Source organism: Microbacterium sp. Soil_C_42, from assembly GCF_057656735.1.
Genome location: NZ_JBDGJU010000022.1, coordinates 14,500 through 36,462, shown reverse-complemented (window position 1 = coordinate 36,462; position 21,963 = coordinate 14,500). Strand labels below are relative to the sequence as shown.

19 protein-coding genes are annotated in these 21,963 nt (G+C 69.6%); 4 read left to right on the top strand and 15 right to left on the bottom strand.

From position 1 onward, the window contains the following. Positions 1 to 9: 9 nt before the first annotated feature. The 7 genes from AC3A46_RS13235 to AC3A46_RS13205 form a co-directional block, all read right to left on the bottom strand. On the bottom strand, positions 10 to 2,028 hold the full coding sequence (locus AC3A46_RS13235; protein WP_487665601.1) for a glycoside hydrolase family 32 protein: 2,019 nt from the start codon (positions 2,026 to 2,028) through the stop codon (positions 10 to 12). Between the two features lie 85 nt (positions 2,029 to 2,113). Then, on the bottom strand, positions 2,114 to 3,079 hold the full coding sequence (locus AC3A46_RS13230; RefSeq protein ID WP_487665600.1) for a family 43 glycosylhydrolase: 966 nt from the start codon (positions 3,077 to 3,079) through the stop codon (positions 2,114 to 2,116). Between the two features lie 97 nt (positions 3,080 to 3,176). Beyond that, positions 3,177 to 4,136, bottom strand: a complete 960-nt coding sequence (locus tag AC3A46_RS13225) for a carbohydrate kinase family protein (protein WP_487665599.1) — start codon at positions 4,134 to 4,136, stop codon at positions 3,177 to 3,179. After that, positions 4,133 to 5,086: a carbohydrate ABC transporter permease gene (locus tag AC3A46_RS13220; protein WP_487665598.1), complete on the bottom strand. Its 954-nt coding sequence runs from the start codon at positions 5,084 to 5,086 to the stop codon at positions 4,133 to 4,135. Before AC3A46_RS13220 ends, AC3A46_RS13225 begins: the two co-directional genes overlap by 4 nt. Before the next feature lies 1 nt (position 5,087). Continuing rightward, positions 5,088 to 6,029 carry a carbohydrate ABC transporter permease gene (locus AC3A46_RS13215; protein WP_487665597.1) on the bottom strand — a complete coding sequence of 314 codons (942 nt, stop codon included), beginning with the start codon at positions 6,027 to 6,029 and terminating at the stop codon, positions 5,088 to 5,090. 58 nt (positions 6,030 to 6,087) lie between these two features. Next, positions 6,088 to 7,377 carry a sugar ABC transporter substrate-binding protein gene (locus AC3A46_RS13210; RefSeq protein ID WP_487665596.1) on the bottom strand — a complete coding sequence of 430 codons (1,290 nt, stop codon included), beginning with the start codon at positions 7,375 to 7,377 and terminating at the stop codon, positions 6,088 to 6,090. Between the two features lie 41 nt (positions 7,378 to 7,418). Continuing rightward, positions 7,419 to 8,504 carry a LacI family DNA-binding transcriptional regulator gene (locus tag AC3A46_RS13205; protein ID WP_487665595.1) on the bottom strand — a complete coding sequence of 362 codons (1,086 nt, stop codon included), beginning with the start codon at positions 8,502 to 8,504 and terminating at the stop codon, positions 7,419 to 7,421. 199 nt (positions 8,505 to 8,703) lie between these two features. Between AC3A46_RS13205 and AC3A46_RS13200 the strand changes: the two genes are divergently transcribed. Together AC3A46_RS13200 and AC3A46_RS13195 are read left to right on the top strand one after the other, a co-directional pair. Further along, a complete protein-coding gene (locus AC3A46_RS13200; protein WP_487665594.1) occupies positions 8,704 to 10,317 on the top strand; it encodes a glycoside hydrolase family 68 protein in 1,614 nt (537 codons plus the stop codon). A gap of 94 nt (positions 10,318 to 10,411) precedes the next feature. Beyond that, positions 10,412 to 12,055 (top strand): glycoside hydrolase family 32 protein, encoded by a 1,644-nt coding sequence (locus AC3A46_RS13195; protein ID WP_487665593.1) that lies wholly within the window; start codon positions 10,412 to 10,414, stop codon positions 12,053 to 12,055. Between the two features lie 5 nt (positions 12,056 to 12,060). On the opposite strand, the gene AC3A46_RS13190 is transcribed toward AC3A46_RS13195, so the two are convergent. The 5 genes from AC3A46_RS13190 to rplM all read right to left on the bottom strand — a co-directional run bounded on the left by AC3A46_RS13190 (position 12,061) and on the right by rplM (position 17,023). Next, on the bottom strand, positions 12,061 to 13,101 hold the full coding sequence (locus AC3A46_RS13190) for a LacI family DNA-binding transcriptional regulator (RefSeq protein WP_487665592.1): 1,041 nt from the start codon (positions 13,099 to 13,101) through the stop codon (positions 12,061 to 12,063). 613 nt (positions 13,102 to 13,714) lie between these two features. Next, positions 13,715 to 14,554, bottom strand: coding sequence for a universal stress protein (locus tag AC3A46_RS13185; protein WP_487665591.1), 840 nt, complete (start codon positions 14,552 to 14,554; stop codon positions 13,715 to 13,717). Between the two features lie 145 nt (positions 14,555 to 14,699). Next, on the bottom strand, positions 14,700 to 16,058 hold the full coding sequence (glmM, locus tag AC3A46_RS13180) for a phosphoglucosamine mutase (RefSeq protein ID WP_487665590.1): 1,359 nt from the start codon (positions 16,056 to 16,058) through the stop codon (positions 14,700 to 14,702). 16 nt (positions 16,059 to 16,074) lie between these two features. Continuing rightward, positions 16,075 to 16,551, bottom strand: coding sequence for a 30S ribosomal protein S9 (gene rpsI / locus AC3A46_RS13175; protein ID WP_056371198.1), 477 nt, complete (start codon positions 16,549 to 16,551; stop codon positions 16,075 to 16,077). Between the two features lie 25 nt (positions 16,552 to 16,576). Next, a complete protein-coding gene (rplM, locus tag AC3A46_RS13170) occupies positions 16,577 to 17,023 on the bottom strand; it encodes a 50S ribosomal protein L13 (RefSeq protein WP_056371200.1) in 447 nt (148 codons plus the stop codon). A gap of 198 nt (positions 17,024 to 17,221) precedes the next feature. On the opposite strand from rplM, the gene AC3A46_RS13165 reads away from it, so the two are divergent. Continuing rightward, on the top strand, positions 17,222 to 17,458 hold the full coding sequence (locus AC3A46_RS13165; RefSeq protein ID WP_487665589.1) for a PLD nuclease N-terminal domain-containing protein: 237 nt from the start codon (positions 17,222 to 17,224) through the stop codon (positions 17,456 to 17,458). Positions 17,459 to 17,893: 435 nt separating this feature from the next. Here the strand turns inward: AC3A46_RS13165 and AC3A46_RS13160 are convergent, their stop codons facing one another. Further along, the gene (locus AC3A46_RS13160) at positions 17,894 to 19,699 is read right to left on the bottom strand and encodes an HNH endonuclease signature motif containing protein (RefSeq protein WP_487665588.1); all 1,806 of its coding nucleotides are present in this window, start codon (positions 19,697 to 19,699) and stop codon (positions 17,894 to 17,896) included. 247 nt (positions 19,700 to 19,946) lie between these two features. Here AC3A46_RS13160 and AC3A46_RS13155 point away from each other — a divergent pair, with 247 nt between their 5' ends. Beyond that, positions 19,947 to 20,480 (top strand): DEAD/DEAH box helicase family protein, encoded by a 534-nt coding sequence (locus AC3A46_RS13155; RefSeq protein ID WP_487665587.1) that lies wholly within the window; start codon positions 19,947 to 19,949, stop codon positions 20,478 to 20,480. A gap of 150 nt (positions 20,481 to 20,630) precedes the next feature. On the opposite strand, the gene AC3A46_RS13150 is transcribed toward AC3A46_RS13155, so the two are convergent. After that, positions 20,631 to 21,335: a CPBP family intramembrane glutamic endopeptidase gene (locus tag AC3A46_RS13150; RefSeq protein ID WP_487665586.1), complete on the bottom strand. Its 705-nt coding sequence runs from the start codon at positions 21,333 to 21,335 to the stop codon at positions 20,631 to 20,633. Between the two features lie 71 nt (positions 21,336 to 21,406). Beyond that, positions 21,407 to 21,937: an LPXTG cell wall anchor domain-containing protein gene (locus AC3A46_RS13145; RefSeq protein WP_487665585.1), complete on the bottom strand. Its 531-nt coding sequence runs from the start codon at positions 21,935 to 21,937 to the stop codon at positions 21,407 to 21,409. Positions 21,938 to 21,963: the final 26 nt, after the last annotated feature.

The following is a 21,963-nucleotide window of genomic DNA, read 5'->3' as shown; positions in this document are numbered from 1 at the left end:
AGGCTGCTGTCAGTCTGAGAGGACGACCTGGTCGACCATGAGATGACCCCATTGTCCGGTCGCGTCATCCAGGATCTGGAGCTGCGCCGAGCGCCCGGCGAGGTCGCGGAGGTCCCACTGCACGTGCCGCAGGTCCGCCGAGTCTGCGCCGGTCGCGGTGCGCACCGGCCGTCCGTCGACGAGCAGCTGCACCGAGGTGGCGGGCTCCACGCCGAGCGGGTGATCGCCGCCGCCGATGAGGAAGTGCAGGAAGTTCCTGTCGATCGTGAACGCCGGCGAGGTGATCGTGCCGGTGGCCGGGTCTCCCCCGCCCGCGAAGGTGTCGGCGACCCGCTTGCCGACCTGTCCGCGCAGGTCGGCCGCACTCGGTCCTGCGCCGATGAACGCCCCCGCCGCCGTCCACCCCTGGCCCCACGTGTCTCCCTCGAAATCGGCGATCACCCGGGCCGGCCGCTGCACGACGCTACCGAACTCGGTGATCGTCAGATCGTGGAACACCGCCGGGCCGCCGGAGGCGTAGAGAGCGATGCCGTCGTCACCCGGCGGGGCGAACACCTGGCTCGAATGGACATATCTCCCGTCGTCGACAAAGACCTCGATCGTCGTGCGGTCGACCAGGATGCGCAGGTGCACGGTTCCGGCGCGGCCGTCGAAGGGCGTGCGGCTCTCGGTCTTCCAGGTGCCGGCCGGGTAACCGGTCTGGCCGCGGTTCAGGTAGGCGTAGGTGCCGGTCACGCCGACATCGGCGTGACGCGTCCCGTCGGCGGAGCGCCGCAGCTGCAGGCCGATGTTGGTCGCGGTCTTCCACGTCACGTCCGCCTCGACCTGGTACGCGTCGCCCTCGTAGGCGAGCGGCAGGAAGCCGTCCACTGTCACGTCGCCGAGCACCGTCCGAGCCGTCGTGATGTCGGCGAGGGCCGCCACCGGCTGCGACACCAGGCTGAAGGTCGAGCCGTACCTCGCGAGGCGGATCTGGCGGGTGATCGAGTCCGTGCCGTTGAACCCGTCAGCCGTCCATGTCGGGGTGGAGTGCGCGTAGTCCCAGTTGTTCATCCATCCCACGGCGTACCGGCGGTCCAACGGCGCAGCGGGATCCTCCCAGGTGACAGCTCCGTACCAGTCGAACCCGTGATCGAGCCATTGCGGGGTGCTCTGGTCGAAGGTGAACGACGTGCCGTCGAACGCGCCCGTCCAGTACGCGAACGTCGCCGGCTCTCCGGTGGCGTACCCGTTCGCGCTGACGCCGAACACCCACTTCATCGTGCCGTCGTCGGCGCGGATCCGGAACAGGTCCGGGCACTCGATCGTGCCGATGCCGGGGTTCACGTACTCCCAGGTGCGGGACCACGTCTTCAGGTCCGGAGACGTGTAGAAGCTCACCCTGTCGCGCTCGGCGATCAGTGCAAGCCAGCGGCCGCGCTCGGCGTCCCACACGATCTTCGGGTCGCGGAAATCCGCGCGTCCGCCGTTCGGAATGACGGGCTGATCGCCGTACGGCCGGAAGTTGCGGCCGCCGTCGGTCGAGTACCAGAGGAACTGCGCCTGCGGCCCGGAGGCATCTGCCTGCTGAGCCGGTGTCGGATGGTCCATCTGCGTCACGAGCATCACCACGGCGCCGGCCCCGAAGCCGGCGGTGTTCGCTTCGTCGACCACGGTCGACCCCGACCAGAGGTCGTAGTTCGCGTTCGTCTTCTTGGGCGCGGCGACGCCTTGGTCGGCGAACACGACGCCGTCGTACGAGGTCGCGAGCCGCCACTCCGTGCCGAAGTTCGCTGCCGGGTCGGCGTTGTAGTCGCTGTTGTAGAGGTAGTAGTAGTGGAACTTGCCGTCCACGAAGACCGGCCGCTGGGGATCGTTCTTCCAGTGATCGGGCACGGTGAAGTGATACTGCGCGCGGTAGTCGTCGGCGGAATCGGCAGCCGCGGCGTCATCGCGGATGCCTCCTACCGCCCCTCCGCCGACCCCCAGCGCGATCACGGCCAGCGTGCCGGCCGCGAGACGCGCGGGGCGTCGCTTCGAAACTGACATCATCGTCATCCTTCTGTCGGCGCGGACTCGGTCCGCCCAGGGGCGGGCCGGCCGAGGCTCGTCCGCTAAGCCCCGGCCTCGAACCTCACGCGGAGACGGCCACCGCCTCGTGGCGCACGAGCCGCCCGCCGTCCCACCGCACCGGCATCGGGTCGGTGACACCACCGACGAACCGTCCGTCGTCGCCGATGTTGCGGAACGCGAACAGCAGCCATTGACCGTCCGACCGGCGCTGCAGCAGCCGCCCGACGTACAGGTGCTCGTCGGTCAGCGGATACGCGGCGTCGATGTCGAACGGTCCGAGCAGGCTCTCCGCCGGAACCGCCCAGGTGCCGGCCGCAGCGGCGCGCCGGGACTCGGTGCTCTGCTCCTTGAGGCAGGAGAAGATCACCACCGGGCGCCCGTCGACGATCTCGGCCTGCAGCACTTCTAGCTGCCCGAAACCCTCGACGCTCGGCGCGCTGAGCGGTTCGCGCAGCTCCCATGTGCGCAGGTCCGCCGACCAGGCGTGCCCGATGACACCACGCCCATCCACCGGCCCCTCCGGAGAACGGGCCGTGATGAGCATGTGCCAGCCGTTCCCGTCCGGGTCGGCGAACACCCACGGGTCGCGGAAGGCCTCGTCGTGCCACGCTCCGCTCGAGAGCTTCTCGTACCAGGGCCCGTTCGCTTCGAGCACCGGCCCGTCTGCCTTGGTCCATGTGAAGAGGTCCGGCGAGGTGGCGTAGCCGATCCGCTGCACGTTCTGACCGGCAGGAGCGAGAGTCGCGCCGGTGTAGAACATGAACCATGTCCCGTCCGGGTGACGCACCACCGATCCGGTCCACGTGGCGAGTTCGTCGAAAGCGGGGGCGTCGCTGCGCACCAGAGCATCGGCCACCTGCGTCCACTCGACGAGGTCCGTCGAGACCGCATGCCCGATCGAGGCGCGGTAGTGGCGGGCTTCGGGGTCGTGGAGTGCCCGCGAGGCGTACAGGAAGAAGAGGTGGTAGCGCTCGCCGTCATCGGCGAACCAGTAGTCCCATACCCAGGAATCGGGGAGGTCGAACACGAGAGTTCCTTCAAGAGTCGTGCGCGGGAATCGCGCGATGGTGTGCCCCTCCGCCCGGCGGGCGGGGAGTGCGAGTACGAGTGCGGGGTGGTCCGGTTTACCGTGCTGTCGCCGCCGCATGAAGTTCGGCACGACGGGGAGGATCGGCGCCTGGTCGCGACACGGTGATCGCCGCCGCGAGCGCTGATCGCGCCAGCGAGGATCCGACGATTGACGAACGGTCCCCCTGGCCCGAACTGCCGCCCGCCGTCCGGAGCGACTCCCGCAGTTCGTCGCTGCCGACGATGCTGTCGATGAGCACGCCCATGAACGTGTCGCCGGCCCCGACGGTGTCGACCACTTCGGTCACGACGGCGGGCACGGCGACCTCGCCGTCGGCGGTCACGCCGATCGCACCGTCCGACCCGAGAGTGACCACCACGAGTCGCGGCCCGCGAGCGACCCATTCCCGGGCGACCTGCCGGATGTCCCGCCCCGGGTGGAGCCATCGGATGTCCTCATCGCTCGCCTTCACGACGTCGGCGAGCTCGATCAGCCCCGCGACGCGCTCCCGGACGCGGTCCGGGTCGTCGACCAGCGACGGCCGGATGTTGGGGTCGTAGGTCACGATCGCCCGTCCGCGAACGGACCGCACAAGTGCGAGGACGTGGTCCGCGCCGGGTTCGAGCACCGCCGCGACGGAACCGACGTGCACGACATCGGCCGCGCTCACGAGCGCCTCGAGGTGGGCGGCGTCCGCCCCGAGGTCCCATTCGAGGTCGAAGTCGTACGAGGCGGCACCGCCGGCATCGAGGTGGGCGGTGGCCGTCGACGTGCGCACCGATGCGACGGCGACCACCTCGACATCGGACTCCCCGAGCCAGCGTCGCACACCGCGACCCCGGTCGTCCTCCGCCAGGCGGGTGATCAGCGTCGGGCGCCGCCCCAGCCTGCCCAGCGTCAGCGCGGTGTTCGCGGGGCTGCCGCCGGGCGCCTCCTCGACAGCGCCGTCCGCGCGATGGACGATGTCGACGAGGGCCTCGCCGACGACCACGATGCGCGGCATCCGATCGGTCATCCCTTCACCCCGCTCGCCGCGATGCTGCTGACGAACGCCCGCTGGAACACCAGGAAGACGATGAGCACCGGGATCGTGATGAGCGAGGTGTAGGCCATCACCTCGCCCCACGCGGTGTTCAGCTGGAAGAAGTACTGCATGCCGACCATGACCGGCCGCAGCTCCTCCTTCTGCACCACCATGAGGGGCCAGAGGTACTGGTTCCACGCCGGCAGGAAGGTCAGGATCGCCACGGTCGCGAAGGCCGGGCCCGACAGCGGCACGAGGATGCGGCGGTAGATCGTGAACCAACTCGCGCCGTCGATGCGGGCCGCCTCGTCGAGCGACTTCGGGATGGTCGAGAAGTACTGCGTGAACAGGAAGATCGAGAACGCGTTCGCGATGAACGGCACGATCTGCACCTCGTAGGTGTTGAGCCAGCCGAAGTCGTACTTCGGCACGCCGCCCTCGATCACGAGCGTGGGAAGCTGGGCGACCCAGTAGACCATCGGCACCGCGATCGTCTCGAACGGGACGATCAGCGTTGCGATGATCAGCGCGAGGACGACGATCCGGCCCTTCCACGCCAGCCGGGAGAGCGCAAAGCCCGCCATCGAGTTGACGATGAGACCGAGCCCCACCGTGAGCACCGTCACGAGCACCGAGTTGAACATGAACTGCGCGACGGGCACGCGGTCGAACACCCCGAAGTAGTTGTCGAGGCTGATGTCACCGACCGGGAGGAAGGCGGCGGGCGAGTCGATGTCCTGCAGGATCTGGCTGTCGGGCTTGAGGCTCGACACGAACATGAAGACCAGCGGGAACAGGAAGATGATCCCGAACAGCGACAGGGCGATGTAGAGGAAGACCTTGTCCCTGATGCGCTGCGACTTCTCGCTGCGGCCCGGTGCCGGGCGCGCGGCACGACGCGAGTCGGCACGTGCCGTGGTCAGAGTCTGGGTGGCGGTCACGTCAGTCCTTCTCTCGTGTGAGCCGCCGCTGGATGAGCGCGATGGCGAGGACCGCGACGAAGAAGATCAGCGAGATCGCCGCGGCGTAGCCGATCTCCTGCTGCTCGTAGCCCTTGCGCACGGCGTGGAACACGATGGTCGAGGTCGAGTTCACGGGCCCGCCCTGCGTCATGACGTCGATCTGCACGAACAGGCCGAGGGCGGCGATGGTGATCGTGACGAGGACAAACACCATGGTGGGTCTGAGACCCGGCCACGTCACGTTCGTGAACTGGCGCCACGGGCTCGCGCCGTCCATCTTGGCGGCCTCGTAGAGCTCCTCCGGGATCGTCTGCAGGCCCGCGAGCCAGATGATCATGTGGAAGCCGACGGCCTGCCAGATCGACAGGACGATGATCGCGCCGAGCGCCGTCTTCGGGTCGTTCAGCCAGTCGACGTTCGACCACGCCCCGAAGGTGAGCGCATCGAACATGGCGTTGATGAGCCCGTCCTTCTGGTACATGAACTTCCACAGGATCGAGACGACGACGATCGACGTCACGACGGGGATGAAGAAGATCACGCGGAAGGCGGTCACGCCGCGCATGCGCCGGTTGACGAGCACCGCGAGGAGCAGCCCGAGCGCGGCCTGCACCGGCACCACGACGAGCGCGAACACCGCGGTGTTGCCCACCGACTGCACGAACACCGGGTCGGCGGTGAAGGCGCGGATGAAGTTGTCGAAGCCGACGAACCGCGGCGGGTTCGGCGAGATGAGGCGCGCGTTCGTGAACGACAGCGCGAAGGCGAGGATCACGGGGATCACGAGGAACAGCACGAGGAGGATGCCCGCGGGGGCGATCATCCCCAGTCCTGCCCAGGTCTCGCGACCCTTGATGGAGCGGAAGCGACGGTAGGCGCGCCGAGGCTCTTCGGCGGCGACCGTCGGAGGGGTGACAGTCATGACAGATCTCTCGGAGAGTGCGCCGGCGAGGGCCAGCGACCCTCGCCGGCGCGGTGGATCACTGGAAGCCGTAGCCGTCGTTCGACTCGATGTTGGCGTCGATCTCAGCGACGGCCCGGTCGAGCGTCTCCTGGACGTCGGCGCCGTTCATGATGTCCTTCGCCGCCGTCTCGAACGTCGTCGAGATGACCGCGTACGCGGGCGTCTCGGGGCGCAGCACCGCGTACTGCTCGGAGAACTCCACGAACGGGCGCAGGGCGCCGTCATCGCCGAAGTACTCCGACGCCTGGGCGGCGGCATCCGTCGCGGGAATGACGACCTGCTTGTCGGCGAACTCGGTGATGTACTTGTCCTGGAAGCTGAACTCGAGGTACGCACGCGCGCCATCGGCGTCGTTGCACTTGGACGAGATCGCCCACTGCCACGAACCGCCGCCGATCTTCGGGCCGTTGCCGAGGTCCGGCGGGGGCAGGATCAGCAGGTCGTCGCCGACCTCGTCGAGCGCGGCCACGGCGTTCCAGACGCCGGTGTAGCTCAGCGCCACCTCGTCGTCGATGAACTCCTGGTTGCCGACGGTGCCGCTGTTGCCGGCGTACCCGTCGGCGAAGAGGCCCGCGAACCAGTCACCCCACGCGACGGCGTCGGGCCCGTTGAGGGCGCCGTCGGCCGACAGCATGGTGTCGCGGTCGATGAGGTCGCCGCCGAAGCTCTGCAGGAACGGCGAGTAGGCGTACGGCCACCACTCCCCGGTGTCCTCCGCCCCGATGTCGATCGGCGTCTCGTAGCCGGCGTCCTTGAGCGTGGCGAGCGCCGCGCCGAACTCGTCCGCGGTCCACGGCTGGTCGACCGTCGGGATGCGGATGCCGTTGGCGTCGAGCACCGACTGGCGGGCGAAGATGCCGAGGGCGGCATCCCAGTAGCCGGCCGAGTAGATCTCGTCGTCCCACACGCCGACGGCCGTGGGCAGCAGCGAGTCCGTGATCTCGGTGGGCAGATCGAGCGGCTGCAGGTACCCCGCCCACGCCCAGTTGGGCATGATCGGGCCGTCGAGGTCGAGAAGGCACGGAAGATCACCGGATGCCGCGGCGGCGACGATCGCGTCGTTGTAGGCGCCCTGCGGGAATGACTCGTGCACGACCTCGTACTCGTCCTGGGACTCGTTGAAGTCGGAGATGATCTGCTCGTAGACCTCCAGCTCGGCGGGATTGCCCGCCGAGTGGGTCCACATCGTCAACTGGGTGCGGCCGTCCGCGGTGGTGCTGTCACCTTGGCCGGCCTGCCCGCACCCGGTCAGGGCGATAGCCGTGACCAGGCCCGCGGACACGAGGATCGGGGTCCTTGTGCGCATTGTTGTGGTTTCCTTTTCTTGGTGACTCACGCCCGCGTGGGTCACCGATCGGGGGCCGCCTGTGGCGGCCGCTCGGTGTGTGAAGCCCGTCGCCGGTTCGGTTTGGCGACTTGCGCCGGCGGCGGGCCTACGGAGTCTCGTCGGATGACGGGACACTCCATGAGGTGCGTGGCGTCCACATCCCCCTCTGCGCGGACGCCGAGCGCGACCTCCATCGCCCAGCGGCCCATGTCGTAGTGGGGCAGGGCGATGGTGGTGAGGGGGGGATCCTGTTCCGCGGCGACGAGCTGCTGATCGTCATAGCCGACGATCGACAGATCCTGCGGGATGTCGAGACCGCGGCGGTGCGCGGCGATGTACACGCCGACGGCCATGCGGTCGTTGAAGCAGAAGATCGCGGTGGGGCGCTGCTCCTCGGGGAGCTCGAGCAGCTTTTCGAAGGCGGCGCGCCCGCCGCGGGCAGTCGTCTCGCCGTGCACGTGTAGCGCCGGATCGAAGGGGATGCCGGACTCGGCGAGCACTTCGAGGTAGCCCTCGTGGCGCAGAGCGGATGCGATGGGAGTGTCGTCGGTGTCGATGTAGGCGATGCGCCGATGTCCCGCGGCGACCAGTTCGCGCACGGCCGCCGCGCCGCCGGCGCGATCGTCGGGGACGACGGACCGGAATCCCCCGTTCTCGGGGCGGCAGTCGAGGAACACGGCCCCCGCAGGCAGTCCGGTCGGTGCCGGGACCACCTGATGCCACATGCACGCGTAGATGAGAGCGTCGACCTGCTGGGCGTTGAGCGCGCGGATCGCGTCGGCTTCGATCGCACGGTCGCCGCCAGTGTCGATGAGGAAGACGAGGTAGCCGTTCTCTCGTGCGGCGTCCTGGGCGCCGGCGAGCATGTCCCCGGCGAACGGAGTCGTCGCGATCTGGTCGGAGATGAGGCCGACAGTGCGGGTCTGCTGCGTCCGCAGTCCGCGGGCGACGGAGCTCGGCGCGTATCCGATCGCACGCGCGGCCTCTCGCACGCGCGCCCTCGTCTCATCGGAGATGCGCGACTCGACGTCGTTCATGACGAGGGAAACCGTGGTCACCGAGACGCCGGCTGCCGCCGCCACATCTGAGATCCGGGCCCTGGCCATGTCGTGACACTCCGTTGTGATAAATCGATTTATCGAACGGAGACGATTATGAACCGCGCCGAGGCGGGCCGTCAAGTGCGGATTCACGGAGACTCCATGCAGCTGAATCCACATGTGCGGAATCCGCTGACACCTGTCACCATGGACTCCAGTATGCAAATCGATTTGCATCGCCCGAGAATCGAAGGAGCACACAGAAATGCACACTCCCCCGAAGCGCGTCAGGCGCGTCCTGACCGGCGGCCTCACCGCTGCTGCGGTCGCGGCTTCCGTGCTCGTCGGCCTGCCCGCGGCAGCCCTCGCGGCACCTGCCGCGCCGGCGACGCCCGAGCTGCAGGACGGCCCCCAGCCGACGGCGCACACACAGCAGGCGTACGCGCCAGAAGACGACTTCACCGCGAAGTGGACCCGCGCGGACGCCCGCCAGCTCAAGCGTCTGTCGGACCCGACCGCGGGCTCGAAGCAGAACTCGATGCCCGCCGAGCTCACCATGCCCGCGGTTTCGCAGGACTTCCCCGACATGAGCAACGAGCAGGTGTGGGTCTGGGACTCGTGGCCGCTGACCGATGAGAACGCCAACCAGTACAGCGTCAACGGCCAGGAGATCATCTTCTCGCTCGTGGCCGACCGCAACCTCGTGTTCGACGAGCGCCACGTGTTCGCGAAGATCGGCTACTTCTACCGCCCGGCCGGCGTCCCCGCCGATGAGCGTCCGGAGAACGGCGGCTGGACGTATGGCGGTCTCGTCTTCGACGAAGGGGTGACCGGCACGATCTTCCCCGACCAGTCGTACAGCCACCAGACCCAGTGGTCGGGTTCGGCCCGCATCTCGAAGGGCGGCGAGATCAAGCTGTTCTTCACGGACGTCGCGTTCTACCGCAACGAGGACGGCAGCAACCGCAAGCCCTACGACCCGCGCATCGCGCTGAGCGTCGGCAAGGTGCACGCCAACCAGAACGGCGTGAAGCTGACCGGGTTCGACAAGGTCACCGACCTGCTGCAGGCCGATGGCACGTACTACCAGACCGGTGCGCAGAACGAGTTCTTCAACTTCCGCGACCCGTTCACGTTCGAGGACCCGGCCCACCCCGGTGAGACCTACATGGTCTTCGAGGGCAACTCCGCCATGCCCCGCGAGTCCGCGACGTGCAACGAAGAGGACCTCGGCTACCGCGAGGGCGACCCCTACGCGGAGACGGTCGAGCAGGTGAACGCCTCGGGCGCCACGTACCAGATCGGCAACGTCGGCCTCGCCAAGGCGAAGAACAAGGAGCTCACCGAGTGGGAGTTCCTGCCGCCCATCCTGTCGGCGAACTGCGTCACCGACCAGACCGAGCGTCCGCAGATCTACATGAAGGACGGCAAGTACTACCTCTTCACCATCAGCCACCGCGGCACGTTCGCGAACGGCATCGATGGCCCCGAGGGCGTCTACGGGTTCGTCGGCGACGGCATCCGCAGCGACTACCAGCCGATGAACTCCGGTTCGGGCCTCGCACTGGGCAACCCGACGAACCTGAACTTCGCGGGCGGGCAGCCGTTCGCCCCGGACTTCAACCAGCCGATCGGGCACTTCCAGGCGTACTCGCACTACGTGATGCCCGGCGGACTGGTGCAGTCGTTCATCGACACGGTCGGCACGGAGGGCGACTTCCGCCGCGGCGGCACGCTCGCCCCGACGGTCAAGATCGACATCGACGGCGCCTCGTCGGCGGTCGACTACTCGTATGGGAACGACGGGCTCGGCGGCTACGCCGATATCCCGGCGAACATCAACGTCAACAGCGGCGGCAAGGTCACGCCGCTGCCCTGACCTGACCTGACCTGAAGACCGTCGAGCGGATGCCTCGGCACGGCCCCGTGCCGAGGCATCCGTTCGTCCCGTTCCGAGCCGAGAAGGAGACCGAATGCACACGCAGAACGCCCGATCCGCGTCGCCCTGGCGGCGCCTCCTCGTCGTGGTCGCCGCAGCGGCGGCGGCGATCGTGCTCGTGGCGGCGATCGCCGTCGCCCTGTCGATGCGCGGCGGGACGGATGCCGCGCCCGCACCGTCCGCGACGACGGACGCGTTCGAGCGGCCCGCCGGCTGGTCTGCGCACCGGCCGAGTGTGCACCTCACGCCCGAGGCGAACTGGATGAACGACCCGCAGAAGCCGTTCCTGCTCGACGGCGTATGGCACTACTACTACCTCTACAACGCCGACTACCCAGACGGGAACGGCACCGCGTGGTACCACGCGACCTCGACCGACCTCGTGCACTGGAAGGACGAGGGCGTTGCGATCGACAAGTACGCCAACGGCCTCGGCGACATCTGGACCGGCACGGCGGTCGTCGATGAGAAGGGCACGGCCGGGTTCGGCGAGGGTGCCGTGATCGCGCTCGTCACGCAGCAGGTCGACGGCGTGCAGCGCCAGTCCCTGTTCGTCTCGCGCGACGGCGGCTACCGCTTCGAGTCTTTCGAGGGCAATCCCGTCATGGAGAACCCCGGCGTCGCGGACTGGCGCGACCCGCGCGTGTTCTGGGACGACGCGGCCGGGCGCTGGGCGATGGCCCTCGCCGAGCACGACCGGATCGGGTTCTACACCTCGCCGAATCTTCGCGACTGGACCTACTCCTCGGACTTCGTCACGACCGATCTCGGCGTGCTGGAGTGCCCCGACCTGTTCCCCATGGCCGTCGACGGCGATCCCGACGACGTGCGGTGGGTGCTCGTCGCGGGCGCGAACGGCGCCGCGGAGGGGATGACGACGGGCACCGCGTACTGGGTGGGCGAGTGGGACGGCGAGCGCTTCACCGCAGACGGCACCGGCCACCAGTGGCTGGATCACGGCCCCGACTACTACGCGGCCGTCACGTGGGACGACCCACGCCTGGACGAGCACGACCGCCTCGCATCGCGGTACGGCATCGGCTGGATGAACAACTGGGCCTATGCGGGCGGGTTCCCGACCGAGGACTGGCACGGCGGGTCGGATTCGCTCGTGCGCAAGATCACCCTGGGCGATGACGAGGGGCGCGCGACGCTGCACTCGGCGCCGGCACCCGAGCTGGAATCGCTGGAAGGCGAGACCGAGAACCTCGACGATGCGAGGCTGGGCGACGGCGAGGCCGTGGACGTCGCGGTGCCGGCATCGGGGGCGTATCGACTGCGATTGGATGCGGCGAGCCCGGCCGGCGAGCTTCGGGTGAAGGTCCTCACGGGCGACGGCAGCTTCGCGACGGTCGGCTACGACTTCGAGGCGCGGTCGGTGTTCGTCGCACGGGACGCCGACGCGGTCTCCGACACGATGCCTGAGGCGTACCGCGAGGTGCGCACGGCGGCGGTGGAACCGGTGGATGGGCGCATCGCGCTCGACATCGTCGTGGACGCCGCCTCGATCGAGGTCTTCGCGGGCGGCGGGCGCGCGGCGCTCACGATGGCCACGTTCGGGACGACCGGCGTGCGAGGGCTGCAGCTCGAGGGGTCTCGAGACGAGGTCGCGGTCACGGGCGCCAGCCTCACGCCCCTGCGCGTCGCGCCGGTCGAGCGGGACTCGCCGCGCGGGTAGCTCTGCTACCGGGGCTGCGGCGCCGCGACAGACTCCCGCTCGACCAGCCAGCCGCGGAGCAGGTGGATGCCGTCGCCGATCGGGGGTGCGGTCCCGTCGATGCGGTCGAGCAGGCGGGTCATGCCCCACCGCCCCATCTCGTCGTGGGGCAGCGCGACCGTGGTGAGCCCCGGGTCGAGGGCGTCGGCGACCGGACGCAGATCGTCGATCCCCACGACGGAGAGTCCCGCCGGGACAGGGATCCCTCGGCGGGCCGCGGCCTGCATCACGCCCATCGCGATCTGGTCGTTGAAGCAGATCACTGCCGTGGGCGGGACAGGCTGATCGAGGAGTCGCCCTCCGGCATCTCGACCGCCTGCCGCGTCGGATGCGCAGAAGTCGAGCCGACCGTCGCCCAGCGCGATGCCCGAGTCTCCCAGGGCGGATCGCACGCCGATCAGGCGGCCGCGGGCGGCGCGGGACTCGTCGGTGGTCCCGACGTATGCGATGTCGCGGTGCCCCTCGCGCGTGAGCCGCTCGCACGCGAGCGCCGCGATCTGCGCCTCGTCGGGCACGACGGCGTCGACCTCCCAGCCGGGTTGCGGCGCAGCATCCACGAGCACGACGGGTACGTCGTCGGGGACGTCGGGCTGCTCGACGCGCTGGTGGTACATGCGTGCGATCAAGAGGCCGTCGACGCGCTGCGCGAGGAAGCGGGCGACGAGGTCGCGCTCCGCTTCTGCGTCGCCGCCGCTCTCGGCGACCATCAGCAGCACGTCGCGCTCGAGTCCGGCCCGCCGGGCGCCCTCGATGATGCGACCCGCGAACGGGGTCGCCGCGAGGTCGTCGCCGATCAGGCCCACGACGCCGGTGCGGCGGCGGCGCAGTCCGCTGGCCACCCGGTCGGGGACGTACCCGAGTTCGCGGGCCACGGCGAGGATCCGCTCGCGCGTCTCGGCGTTCACCGCCCGCGCGCCGCTCAGCGCGTGCGAGACCGTGGTCGCCGAGACGCCCGCGGCGGCGGCCACGTCGCTGACGCGCGCGCGCCCGCCGGTCTTGCCAGACATACCCTCAGCCTATGGCGCGGGCGGTCCGGACCGGCGCGCGTCCGCCGTGCGCGCGCGAGACATCACAACAGCACCGCACCCGACACACACTCGGTGCTATTGCGCGTTCTCGCGAGTCCGCGCCGGACCGAGCGGACTGCGCCAAGGCCGACGAGCGGACGGATGCTGCGCCCCACCGCCACCGCCCCCTCGAGCCATCCTGAATCGGAAATGCGACGGCTCTCCAGGTCTTCGCGCCGCGGCAGGTCCGGAGAGTGTCCGGGATCCCGAAATCCGGACCCGTTGCACGCGAGACCTCACGACAGCACCAAGCACGACGCCAGTGTGGTGCTATCACGCGTTCTCGCCCGAAAGAACCGGGGCGACGGATGCTGCGCAGCGCCGCCACCGCCCCCTCGAGAGCGATCCGGACTTCGGAGATGCGACCGCTCTCCGGGCCTACGCGCCACGCCAGGTCCGGAGAACGTAAGGAAGTCCGAAGTCCGGATCCGCTGCAGGCGAGACCGCACAACAGCACCGAAGCCGCCGCGTGCGCGGTGCTATCGCGCGTTCTCGCCCGAAAGGAAGGAAGGACGGGGCTGACGGATGCTGCGCCCCGGACTCCGTCGACCGCTCAGCGCACGACGGCGGTCGCGGTCTCGAGTCGCGCGAGCACTTCCTGGCTGATCGAGCCGAGGAGGAAGCGCGCCAGCGCGCCGCGGCCGTGCGAGCCGACCACCGCGAGGCGTGCCGTGCCCGCGAGCTCGTTGATGATGTGCGACGGGTAGCCGCGCTCGACGCGGCGCACGATCTCGAGGTCGGGGTAGCGCGAGGCGAGCCCGGCGAGGGAGAGCCCGAGCGCCTCGCCCGTGAGCTTCTCCATGTTCTCGAGGTACTGCACGGGGTACGCGCCCATGCTGCGCGGCACCTCGAGCGGCGTCCACACCGCCACGGCGATGAGCGGCTCATGGAGCCTGTCGGCTTCGGCGGCGGCGAAGGCGACGGCTTTCTCCGACACCGGCGAGCCGTCGACGCCGACCACGACTCCGCTGCGGCCGGCGACGTCGAAGTCCGGGATCACCACGACCGGCGAGTGCGCCCCCGCGGCGATGCGCACGCCGTGGGCTCCGCGGTGCGCCCGTGAGGCCGACCCCTGGTAATCGCTGCCGATGACCAGCAGCGCGGCGTCGGTCGAGGCATCCAACAGCTTCGCGACAGGGTTGCCCCGTTCGACGCGAGTGCGCACGTCGACACCTGTCGACGCGATTCGGGATGCCTCGTCCTCGGCGAGCTCGACGGCATGGGCGAGTGCGGCGTCGAGGAGGGAGTCCTCCCCCACAGCCCCGACCGCACCTCCGACGACGGCGAGCAGTTCGAGCGGCTGGCGCCTCTCGACCGCTCGCTGCGCCGCCCAGTCGACCGCTCGACGCGTGACCGCGGCATCCGTGATTCCGACGACGATCGCTTCACCCACGATGGCTCCTCTCGGATGCCCTCAGGCTAGCCCGACCGCCTCGGCGGCGGCAGGCCCGCGCGCCGTGACAAACCCGGTCGCCGGAACGACGAACGCGGCAGGCCCGAAGGCCCGCCGCGCTCGAACGAAGGCGTCGCCTTCGGGGTTACAGCGAGAGGCGCTCGCGCACGACGCCGGCGAGCTCGTCGGCGTGGCGGCGGGCCTCGTCCTCGGAGGAGGCCTCGACCATCACGCGCACGAGCTGCTCGGTTCCCGACGGGCGCAGCAGCACGCGTCCCGAGAGGCCGAGCTCTGCGGAGGCGCGGGCGACGGCATCCTGAACTCCCTCATCGGTGGCGGCGCGGGTACGGTCGACGCCCTTCACGTTGACGAGCACCTGCGGGTACACGGTCATGATCGAGGCGAGCTCTTCGAGCGCCTTGCCGGTGCGCGCCATCTCGGCGACCAGGTGCAGGCCGGTGAGCAGGCCGTCGCCGGTCGTCGCGTAGTCGCTCATGATGACGTGGCCCGACTGCTCGCCACCGAGCGAGAAGCCCTGCTCGTTCATGCGCTCGAGCACGTACCGGTCACCGACGGCGGTGGTCTCGACGTGGATGCCGTGGGCCGACATCGCACGGTGGAGTCCGAGGTTGCTCATCACGGTGGCGACGAGCGTGTCGTCCTTGAGTTCTCCGCGGCTCTTCATCGAGATCGCGAGGATCGCCATGATCTGGTCGCCGTCGACGACCTTGCCGGTCGCGTCGACCGCGAGGCAGCGGTCGGCGTCGCCGTCGTGCGCGATGCCCACGTCGGCGCCGACGCGCACCACGTGCTCGGCGAGCTGATCGAGGTGGGTCGAGCCGACACCGTCGTTGATGTTCCAGCCGTCGGGGTCTGCGCCGATGACGGTCACTCGGGCGCCCGCATCTGCGAACGTCTGCGGCGACACACCGGAGGCGGCGCCGTGCGCGCAGTCGAGCACGACGTGGAGGCCGTCGAGGCGGTGCGGCAGCGAGCCGAGCAGGTGCACGACGTAGCGGTCCTCGGCGTCGGCGAAGCGGCGGATGCGGCCGACGTCAGCGCCGGTCGGCAGCAGCTTCGGGCCGGCCATGGCCGCCTCGATGCGGGCTTCGACGATGTCGGGCAGCTTCACGCCGCCGCGGGCGAAGATCTTGATGCCGTTGTCGGGAGCGGGATTGTGGGATGCCGAGACCATGACGCCGAAGTCGGCATCCATGTCGGCGATCAGGTACGCCGCTGCAGGGGTCGGCAGCACGCCGGCGTCCAGGACGTCGACGCCCGACGAGGCGAGGCCGGCCTCCACCGCGGCGGAGAGGAACTCGCCGGAGACGCGCGGGTCGCGGGCGACGACGGCGGTAAGCCGCTTGCCCTCGGCGCGGCGCGCCTCGGCGGAACGGCCCTGGCCCAGGACGACGGCGGTCGCCTGGGCCAGGGACAGTGCGAGATCGGCGGTGAGGGGGCCGTTGGCCAGCCCCCTCACCCCGTCCGTGCCAAAGAGCGGCATGCGGAGTGGAAGCCGATCAGCGCTTCGAGTACTGAGGCGCCTTGCGGGCCTTCTTGAGACCAGCCTTCTTGCGCTCGATGACGCGGGCGTCACGCGAGAGGAAGCCGGCCTTCTTGAGGGTCGGGCGGTTGTTCTCGACGTCGATCTCGTTCAGCGCACGGGCGATGCCGAGGCGGAGCGCACCGGCCTGGCCCGAGGGGCCACCACCCGAGATGCGGACGATGACGTCGTACGCACCCGTGAGGTTGAGGACCGTGAACGGGTCGGTGATGAGCTGCTGGTGGAGCTTGTTCGGGAAGTAGTCCTCGAACGCACGGCCGTTGACCGTGATGGTGCCCGAGCCGGGGACGACGCGCACGCGGGCGATGGCCTGCTTGCGGCGACCGACTGCGGCGCCGGAGACCGAGAGCACGGGGCGCTCGGCGGCGACGACGGTCTCGTCGACGGTGGACTCGGTGGAGTAGCTCGTGGGGGTTTCTTCGATGTTCGCCATCAGTGTGTCCTGTTCTGTGCGGCGCTTACTGGGCGACCTGGTCGAAAACGTACGCGGTGGGCTTCTGCGCGGCGTGGGGGTGCTCGGCACCGCGGTACACCTTGAGCTTCGACAGCTGGTTGGCGCCGAGGCTGTTCTTCGGGAGCATGCCGCGGACGGCCTTCTCGACGGCGCGGACCGGGTTCTTCTCGAGGAGCTCCGAGTAGGTGACCGACTTGAGGCCGCCCGGGTAGCCCGAGTGACGGTAGGCCTTCTTCTGCTCGAGCTTCTGGCCCGTCAGGGCGACCTTCTCGGCGTTGATGATGATGACGAAGTCGCCCATGTCCATGTGGGGGGCGAAGGTCGCCTTGTGCTTGCCACGCAGGAGCGCGGCAGCGTGCGAGGCGAGGCGGCCGAGGACGACGTCAGTCGCGTCGATGACCAGCCACTCGCGCTGGGCTTCGCCAGCCTTGGGGGTGTAAGTGCGCGTCACAGTAGTGCTGCTTTCTTGATTCGAACGGAGAGGTTCGTGAATCCCACTCCGGGGTGGTTTCCCGATCGACGATCGGAGAAACACGCCAGTGGAGGGCTCACGTTCGTGATGCCGGGTCAGCTGAGCCGGACACCAAAGGTTGAGTCTACGCCATCGGAGTGTCGCGACCAAACTCGCCGGAGTCCCTAGGGTATGGGAATGGCCGCGTCGCAGAACCCGCTGATCCCCGCCTGGTACGACATCGTCTGGTCGGGGATCGCGGTGCTCGTTCTCACGCTGTCGGTGATCGCCGTCGTATCGATCTCACGTTCGTCGACGCAGCTCACTTCGCGCCAGGCGCTCGGCTGGACGCTGCTCGTCATCTTCGTCCCCGTCATCGGCCCGTGCGCGTGGTTCGCGATCGGCCGTCGCTCGCCTGCCGCGTCCTCTGAATGAGCCGCGCGGCCGGGCAGACAATCGGCCGGCGCGTCCTCTGAGTGAGCCGCGCGGCCGGGCAAGCAATCGGCCGGCGCTCGCCTGCCCCGTCCTCTGAGTGAGCCGCGCGACCGGGCAGACGATCGGCAGGCGCTCGCCTGCCCCGTCCTCCGAGTGAGCCGCGCGACCGGACAGGCGATCGGCCGACGCTCGCCTGCCCCGTCCTCTGAGTGAGCCGCGCGGCCGGGCAGACGATCGGCCGACACTCGCCTGCCCCGTCCTCTGAGTGAGCCGCGCGGCGGGCAGGCCGAAGCCCCCGCGAGGCCCTGGACCGTGGGGCCGGCGGGGTGACTTCGGCGCTGAAGGTTCAGCGTTGTTGCGGAGGTCGCGGCGGAGTGGCCCGGCGTCGACCAGGTCCCGGCCCAGCGTCGACCAAGCCCGGTCGGCAGGGGCACATCACGTCCCGGTTCTGCGCACATCACCTCGGGTAGGTCGTGGGCCCCCGGACTCCCCCGATGCCCATGCTCCCGGTTCCCCGGGTCTGGGTGGGAGGTCCGGTGGCGTCCGCCAGTCGGCTCGATCCGGTGGGCGGGGTGGATCCCACGCCCAGCTCCACGCCGACTTCGACACCAGCACGATCGGCCCACCCTCGCCGGCCGGCGGGCGCAGCACGAACGGCCCTTTCCCGTCCCTGGTGATGCGCCACCCGGTGTTGTGCAGCTTCATGTGATGGAACCGGCAGAGCAGCACGCCGCGATCCACGTCGGTGTTGCCACCCTCCGCGAAGTGGTCGCAGTGGTGCGCCTCGCAGTACGACGGAGGTCGGTCACAGCCCGGCCACACGCAGCCGCCGTCGCGCACCGCGAGGACGAGTCGTTGGGCCGCCGAGTACATGCGGGCTTCGCGGCCCAGGTCGAACGGATTGCCCTCGGGGTCGACGATGACCTCGATGAACCCGTTCGCGCATGCATTCCGGTCGATCACGGAGCCCGGGAGCGCGCAGCCGCCGTCCATGTCATGGCCCACCGCGAGCAGGCGCCCGAACGCATCGCGGGGGCCGGCGTCTTTCACGACGACCATCCGCACGCCCGGCTGGCGTGAGCCGAACACGCTCTTGGCCTCAGCGAGCGCGCCGGCCCGGATGATGTCCATCAGCAGGTCATAGGCGAGCTGGTCGTTCGTGCGCGGGTCGTCGATCAGGTCCGCCGCGGCCGCCCGCTCTTCATCCGTCATGAAGCGAGGACCGCCTCGCCGCGGACGTAGGCCCGCGGCCAGCATGGACCGGACGAACGCCCCCATCTCATCGTCGAAGGCGATCGTGCTGCGGTCCTGCCCGTCCGCATCGGTCCACATCCGGAATCCGCGGCCATCGAACCGCCGCGCGTACCGCTCTTCCGCCCCGACCGGGTCGAGCATGTCCCGCATGGTGCGCGCGCGCTTCGCCAGCTCCTCCACCGGCATGCCTGGCGCCTCCGCCGCGAGCGCTTCAGCCGCAAGCATCCACGCCTCGCGCACCATCGCTTCGCGGGTTGCCTCCTCAACGGGGTCCGTCGGGGAGAACAGCATCGACCCTGACCCCGTCCCCTGCTCCCCGTCCGTGCCGGGCACGGCATCCGCCCCGCGTGCCGCGATCTCGACCCGAGGCGCCCCGAGGCCACGCCGGATCGCGTCATGCTGCGCCGTCGTCAGCCGCCCGTCGAGCAGCCCTCGCCGCAGCGGCTCATCCCACGCCACGATCCGCGCCGACGATTCGGCCCGCGCACCCGACCCGCCACCGAACTCGCCCTCGGGCCCAGACCCCGGAAGCCCCGCATCCACCCCGCCCTCGCCGCCCTCACCCGCCGGAAGCCCCTCGCCCGCACCCCCAACCCCGACCCAAACCCCGACCCCGGGGACGAACGCCGGGGTCGCAGCATCCACTCCCTCGATCAGCGACGTGCCGACCCGCACGTGACGTACGGCGTCGGCCCTCGTGCCACCGGTGATCGACTGGATCAACTTCTCGGGAGTCGAGAAGCCCTGGCCTGCGGCGAGGCCGCCCTGCCCACGGTCGCGCGACGACCTTGTCGCAGCGACCCCCGCGAGCACCGCCTGCAACCGGTCGGCGTCGTTCGCGATCGCGCCGACCTCGGCGATGATCTCAAGCACCGACGCATCGCTCAGCTGCGCCGCGCTCGTCGGGAGCGCTTCTGCGTCGACATCCAGCTCCGACCATGCCGCGAGCCGGTTCAGCCGGCCCTGCAGATCGGTGAGAATGTTCATATCTGAAGCATCCCATCAACCTCTGACATTCGAAACTTTCTTCCCCTCGACCGAAGTGCGCGCGGCGCGCACCGAACTCCCCACGCCCGCTCGACAGCCTGGGGGCCGTGCCCATCCGAAGCGAACCGGGCCTGGCTCCAGGAACGGATCATCGCCGCGTGCGGTCGGACAAGACCGCCGCAGCCATCACGCCGGACTCGGCCTCGCCGCGGCCCTGCACCGACTCACGTCGTAGCAGGATGGGGGAATGCCCTCGGCGCCTCCCACGGATGTCATCTTCATCGGTGGCCGCTCCGGCGTGGGGAAGTCCTCAGTCGCGGCCGAGGCTTCGCATCTGCTGGCGCGCGCGGATATCCGTCATGCAGTCATCGAGGGCGACAATCTCGATCAGGCGCACCCTCAGCCGTGGCGTGAAGGGATCGACCTCGCGGGGCGAAACCTCGCAGCGATCTGGCAGAACTACCGCTCAATCGGCTACTCGCGGCTCATCTTCACCAACACCGTCAGCGTGCTCGAGATGCCTTCACTCAGCGCTGCCCTCGGCGGACAGGTGCGCTCGTTCGGCGTACTGCTGACCGCCACCGACGACACCGCGGCCCAGCGTCTGGCGCAACGGGAGATCGGGACGGCGCTGGACGAACACATCGAACGCAGCAAGCTCGCCGCAGCGAGACTCGACGCTTCCAGCACGGCACGCAAGGTGCCGACCGACGGCCGCTCCCTCACCGAGATCGCTGCGGATATCCTCGCCTCAGCAGGCTGGCTCAACCGCCTCGGCTGACTGAAGTCCAGCATCCAGCTCGCCCTCGACCGCGACGACCTCGGGCCCGAACTGGCGGCCTGGATCAAGGAGCTCGCACCAACGCTCCCCTGAGCGCACATCTGAAGCGGGACGGATGCTGCGACCCGAGGCATCCGTTTCGCGCAGGCGTCACCACACCAGCAGCGCCGCCCCGATCGCATTGAAGACGACGTGCGCGATCAGGGCCGCGGCGAGCCTTCCGGTCAGCAGCGTGAGGAACCCGCAGCCCAGTCCCACGGCCACCGTTCCGAGAAGCAGCCCGACGGGCACGAACTCCCCTGCCGCGAGCACGTGCAGCCCGGTGAAGATCGCCGTGGTGACCAGTACAGCCACCACACCCGCGACAAGTCGACCCGCTCCATCGAGCCCGTCGCCCAGCGCCCGTTGCAGCAATCCGCGGAAGAACAGCTCCTCTATAAGAGGAGTCACGAGCACGGCCCCCGCGAGAGCCACGATCGTGGCCGCCATCGCGTCTGTCGCACCCCCGAGGAACCCCCCGCCGACGGAGGGCGCGACGAGCTCGACCAGTCCGCGCGCGACGAGCCCGACGCCCAGCCCTGCGACGAGGTCGATCCACGAGAACCCGCGGAGTCCCACTGCCGTGGCGAACCGGTCTCCCGAGACCCGCACGGCGACGATGACCGCGCCGAGCAGCGGTGCCGACAGCAGCACGAGGTCGACGACGCCGACCACTGCCGCCGGCCATCGCAGCAGCGCCGAATGCAGAGAGGGCAGCCACAGGATCACGACCGCGACGAGCAGCGCTCCGACGGCGGCGACCGCGACGGCCACCCACGGATGCTGCCACGCGCGCCCGTTCGATTGCTTCACCATCACACTCCCGAGGTGGCTGGAGAAAGCCGAAGACCCCGGGCGGGTGCCCGGGGTCTTCGAGGAGTCGTTGATCAGCGGCTGCCCGCAGCGCGACGGCGAGCGACCGCTGCCGCGACGGCGATGCCACCGAGGCCGATCGCGCCGACACCGAGCCAGATGATCGCGCCGGGGACCTCGCCACCGGTCGCGGGCAGTTCACCCGAGCCACCGGTGCCACCCGAGCCGGAGCCCACGGCGGCGACGTTGAGCGTGACCGAGCCGAGTTCGTCCTCGCCGCTGACGGTGACGACGTACGTGCCCGCCGTCGTCGCGGTGAAGCTGGCAGAGGCGGAACCGTTGTTGACCGGCTTCGTGACACTGCCACCCGAGCTTGCGAGCACGATCGAGGCCAGCGAGGCGCCGGTGGTGGGGCTCACGGTGAAGGTGACGTTCGAGTAGTCGCCCAGGTCATTCGCGGTGATGGTGACCGTCTGGCCGACCGTGGGGGTGGTGTCGCTCGCGGTGACCGGAGCGTCAGCGGGGTAATCAGCGGAGGCTGCCCCAGCGCCTCCGAGGACGAGCAGGCCAGCCACGGCGAGCGCGGCAGCAGTCTTCTTGAACATGGCGTAGATCTCCCGAGTTATGTGCG

Bases quoted from the DNA above. Each gene is read 5' to 3' on its own strand.
- AC3A46_RS13235 (WP_487665601.1), bottom strand. From the start codon at position 2,028: ATGTCAGTTTCGAAGCGACGCCCCGCGCGTCTCGCGGCCGGCACGCTG.
- AC3A46_RS13225 (WP_487665599.1), bottom strand. From the start codon at position 4,136: ATGACCGATCGGATGCCGCGCATCGTGGTCGTCGGCGAGGCCCTCGTC.
- AC3A46_RS13215 (WP_487665597.1), bottom strand. From the start codon at position 6,029: ATGACTGTCACCCCTCCGACGGTCGCCGCCGAAGAGCCTCGGCGCGCC.
- AC3A46_RS13210 (WP_487665596.1), bottom strand. From the start codon at position 7,377: ATGCGCACAAGGACCCCGATCCTCGTGTCCGCGGGCCTGGTCACGGCT.
- AC3A46_RS13205 (WP_487665595.1), bottom strand. From the start codon at position 8,504: ATGGCCAGGGCCCGGATCTCAGATGTGGCGGCGGCAGCCGGCGTCTCG.
- AC3A46_RS13200 (WP_487665594.1), top strand. From the start codon at position 8,704: ATGCACACTCCCCCGAAGCGCGTCAGGCGCGTCCTGACCGGCGGCCTC.
- AC3A46_RS13195 (WP_487665593.1), top strand. From the start codon at position 10,412: ATGCACACGCAGAACGCCCGATCCGCGTCGCCCTGGCGGCGCCTCCTC.
- AC3A46_RS13190 (WP_487665592.1), bottom strand. From the start codon at position 13,101: ATGTCTGGCAAGACCGGCGGGCGCGCGCGCGTCAGCGACGTGGCCGCC.
- glmM (WP_487665590.1), bottom strand. From the start codon at position 16,058: ATGCCGCTCTTTGGCACGGACGGGGTGAGGGGGCTGGCCAACGGCCCC.
- rpsI (WP_056371198.1), bottom strand. From the start codon at position 16,551: ATGGCGAACATCGAAGAAACCCCCACGAGCTACTCCACCGAGTCCACC.
- AC3A46_RS13165 (WP_487665589.1), top strand. From the start codon at position 17,222: ATGGCCGCGTCGCAGAACCCGCTGATCCCCGCCTGGTACGACATCGTC.
- AC3A46_RS13160 (WP_487665588.1), bottom strand. From the start codon at position 19,699: ATGAACATTCTCACCGATCTGCAGGGCCGGCTGAACCGGCTCGCGGCA.
- AC3A46_RS13155 (WP_487665587.1), top strand. From the start codon at position 19,947: ATGCCCTCGGCGCCTCCCACGGATGTCATCTTCATCGGTGGCCGCTCC.
- AC3A46_RS13150 (WP_487665586.1), bottom strand. From the start codon at position 21,335: ATGGTGAAGCAATCGAACGGGCGCGCGTGGCAGCATCCGTGGGTGGCC.
- AC3A46_RS13145 (WP_487665585.1), bottom strand. From the start codon at position 21,937: ATGTTCAAGAAGACTGCTGCCGCGCTCGCCGTGGCTGGCCTGCTCGTC.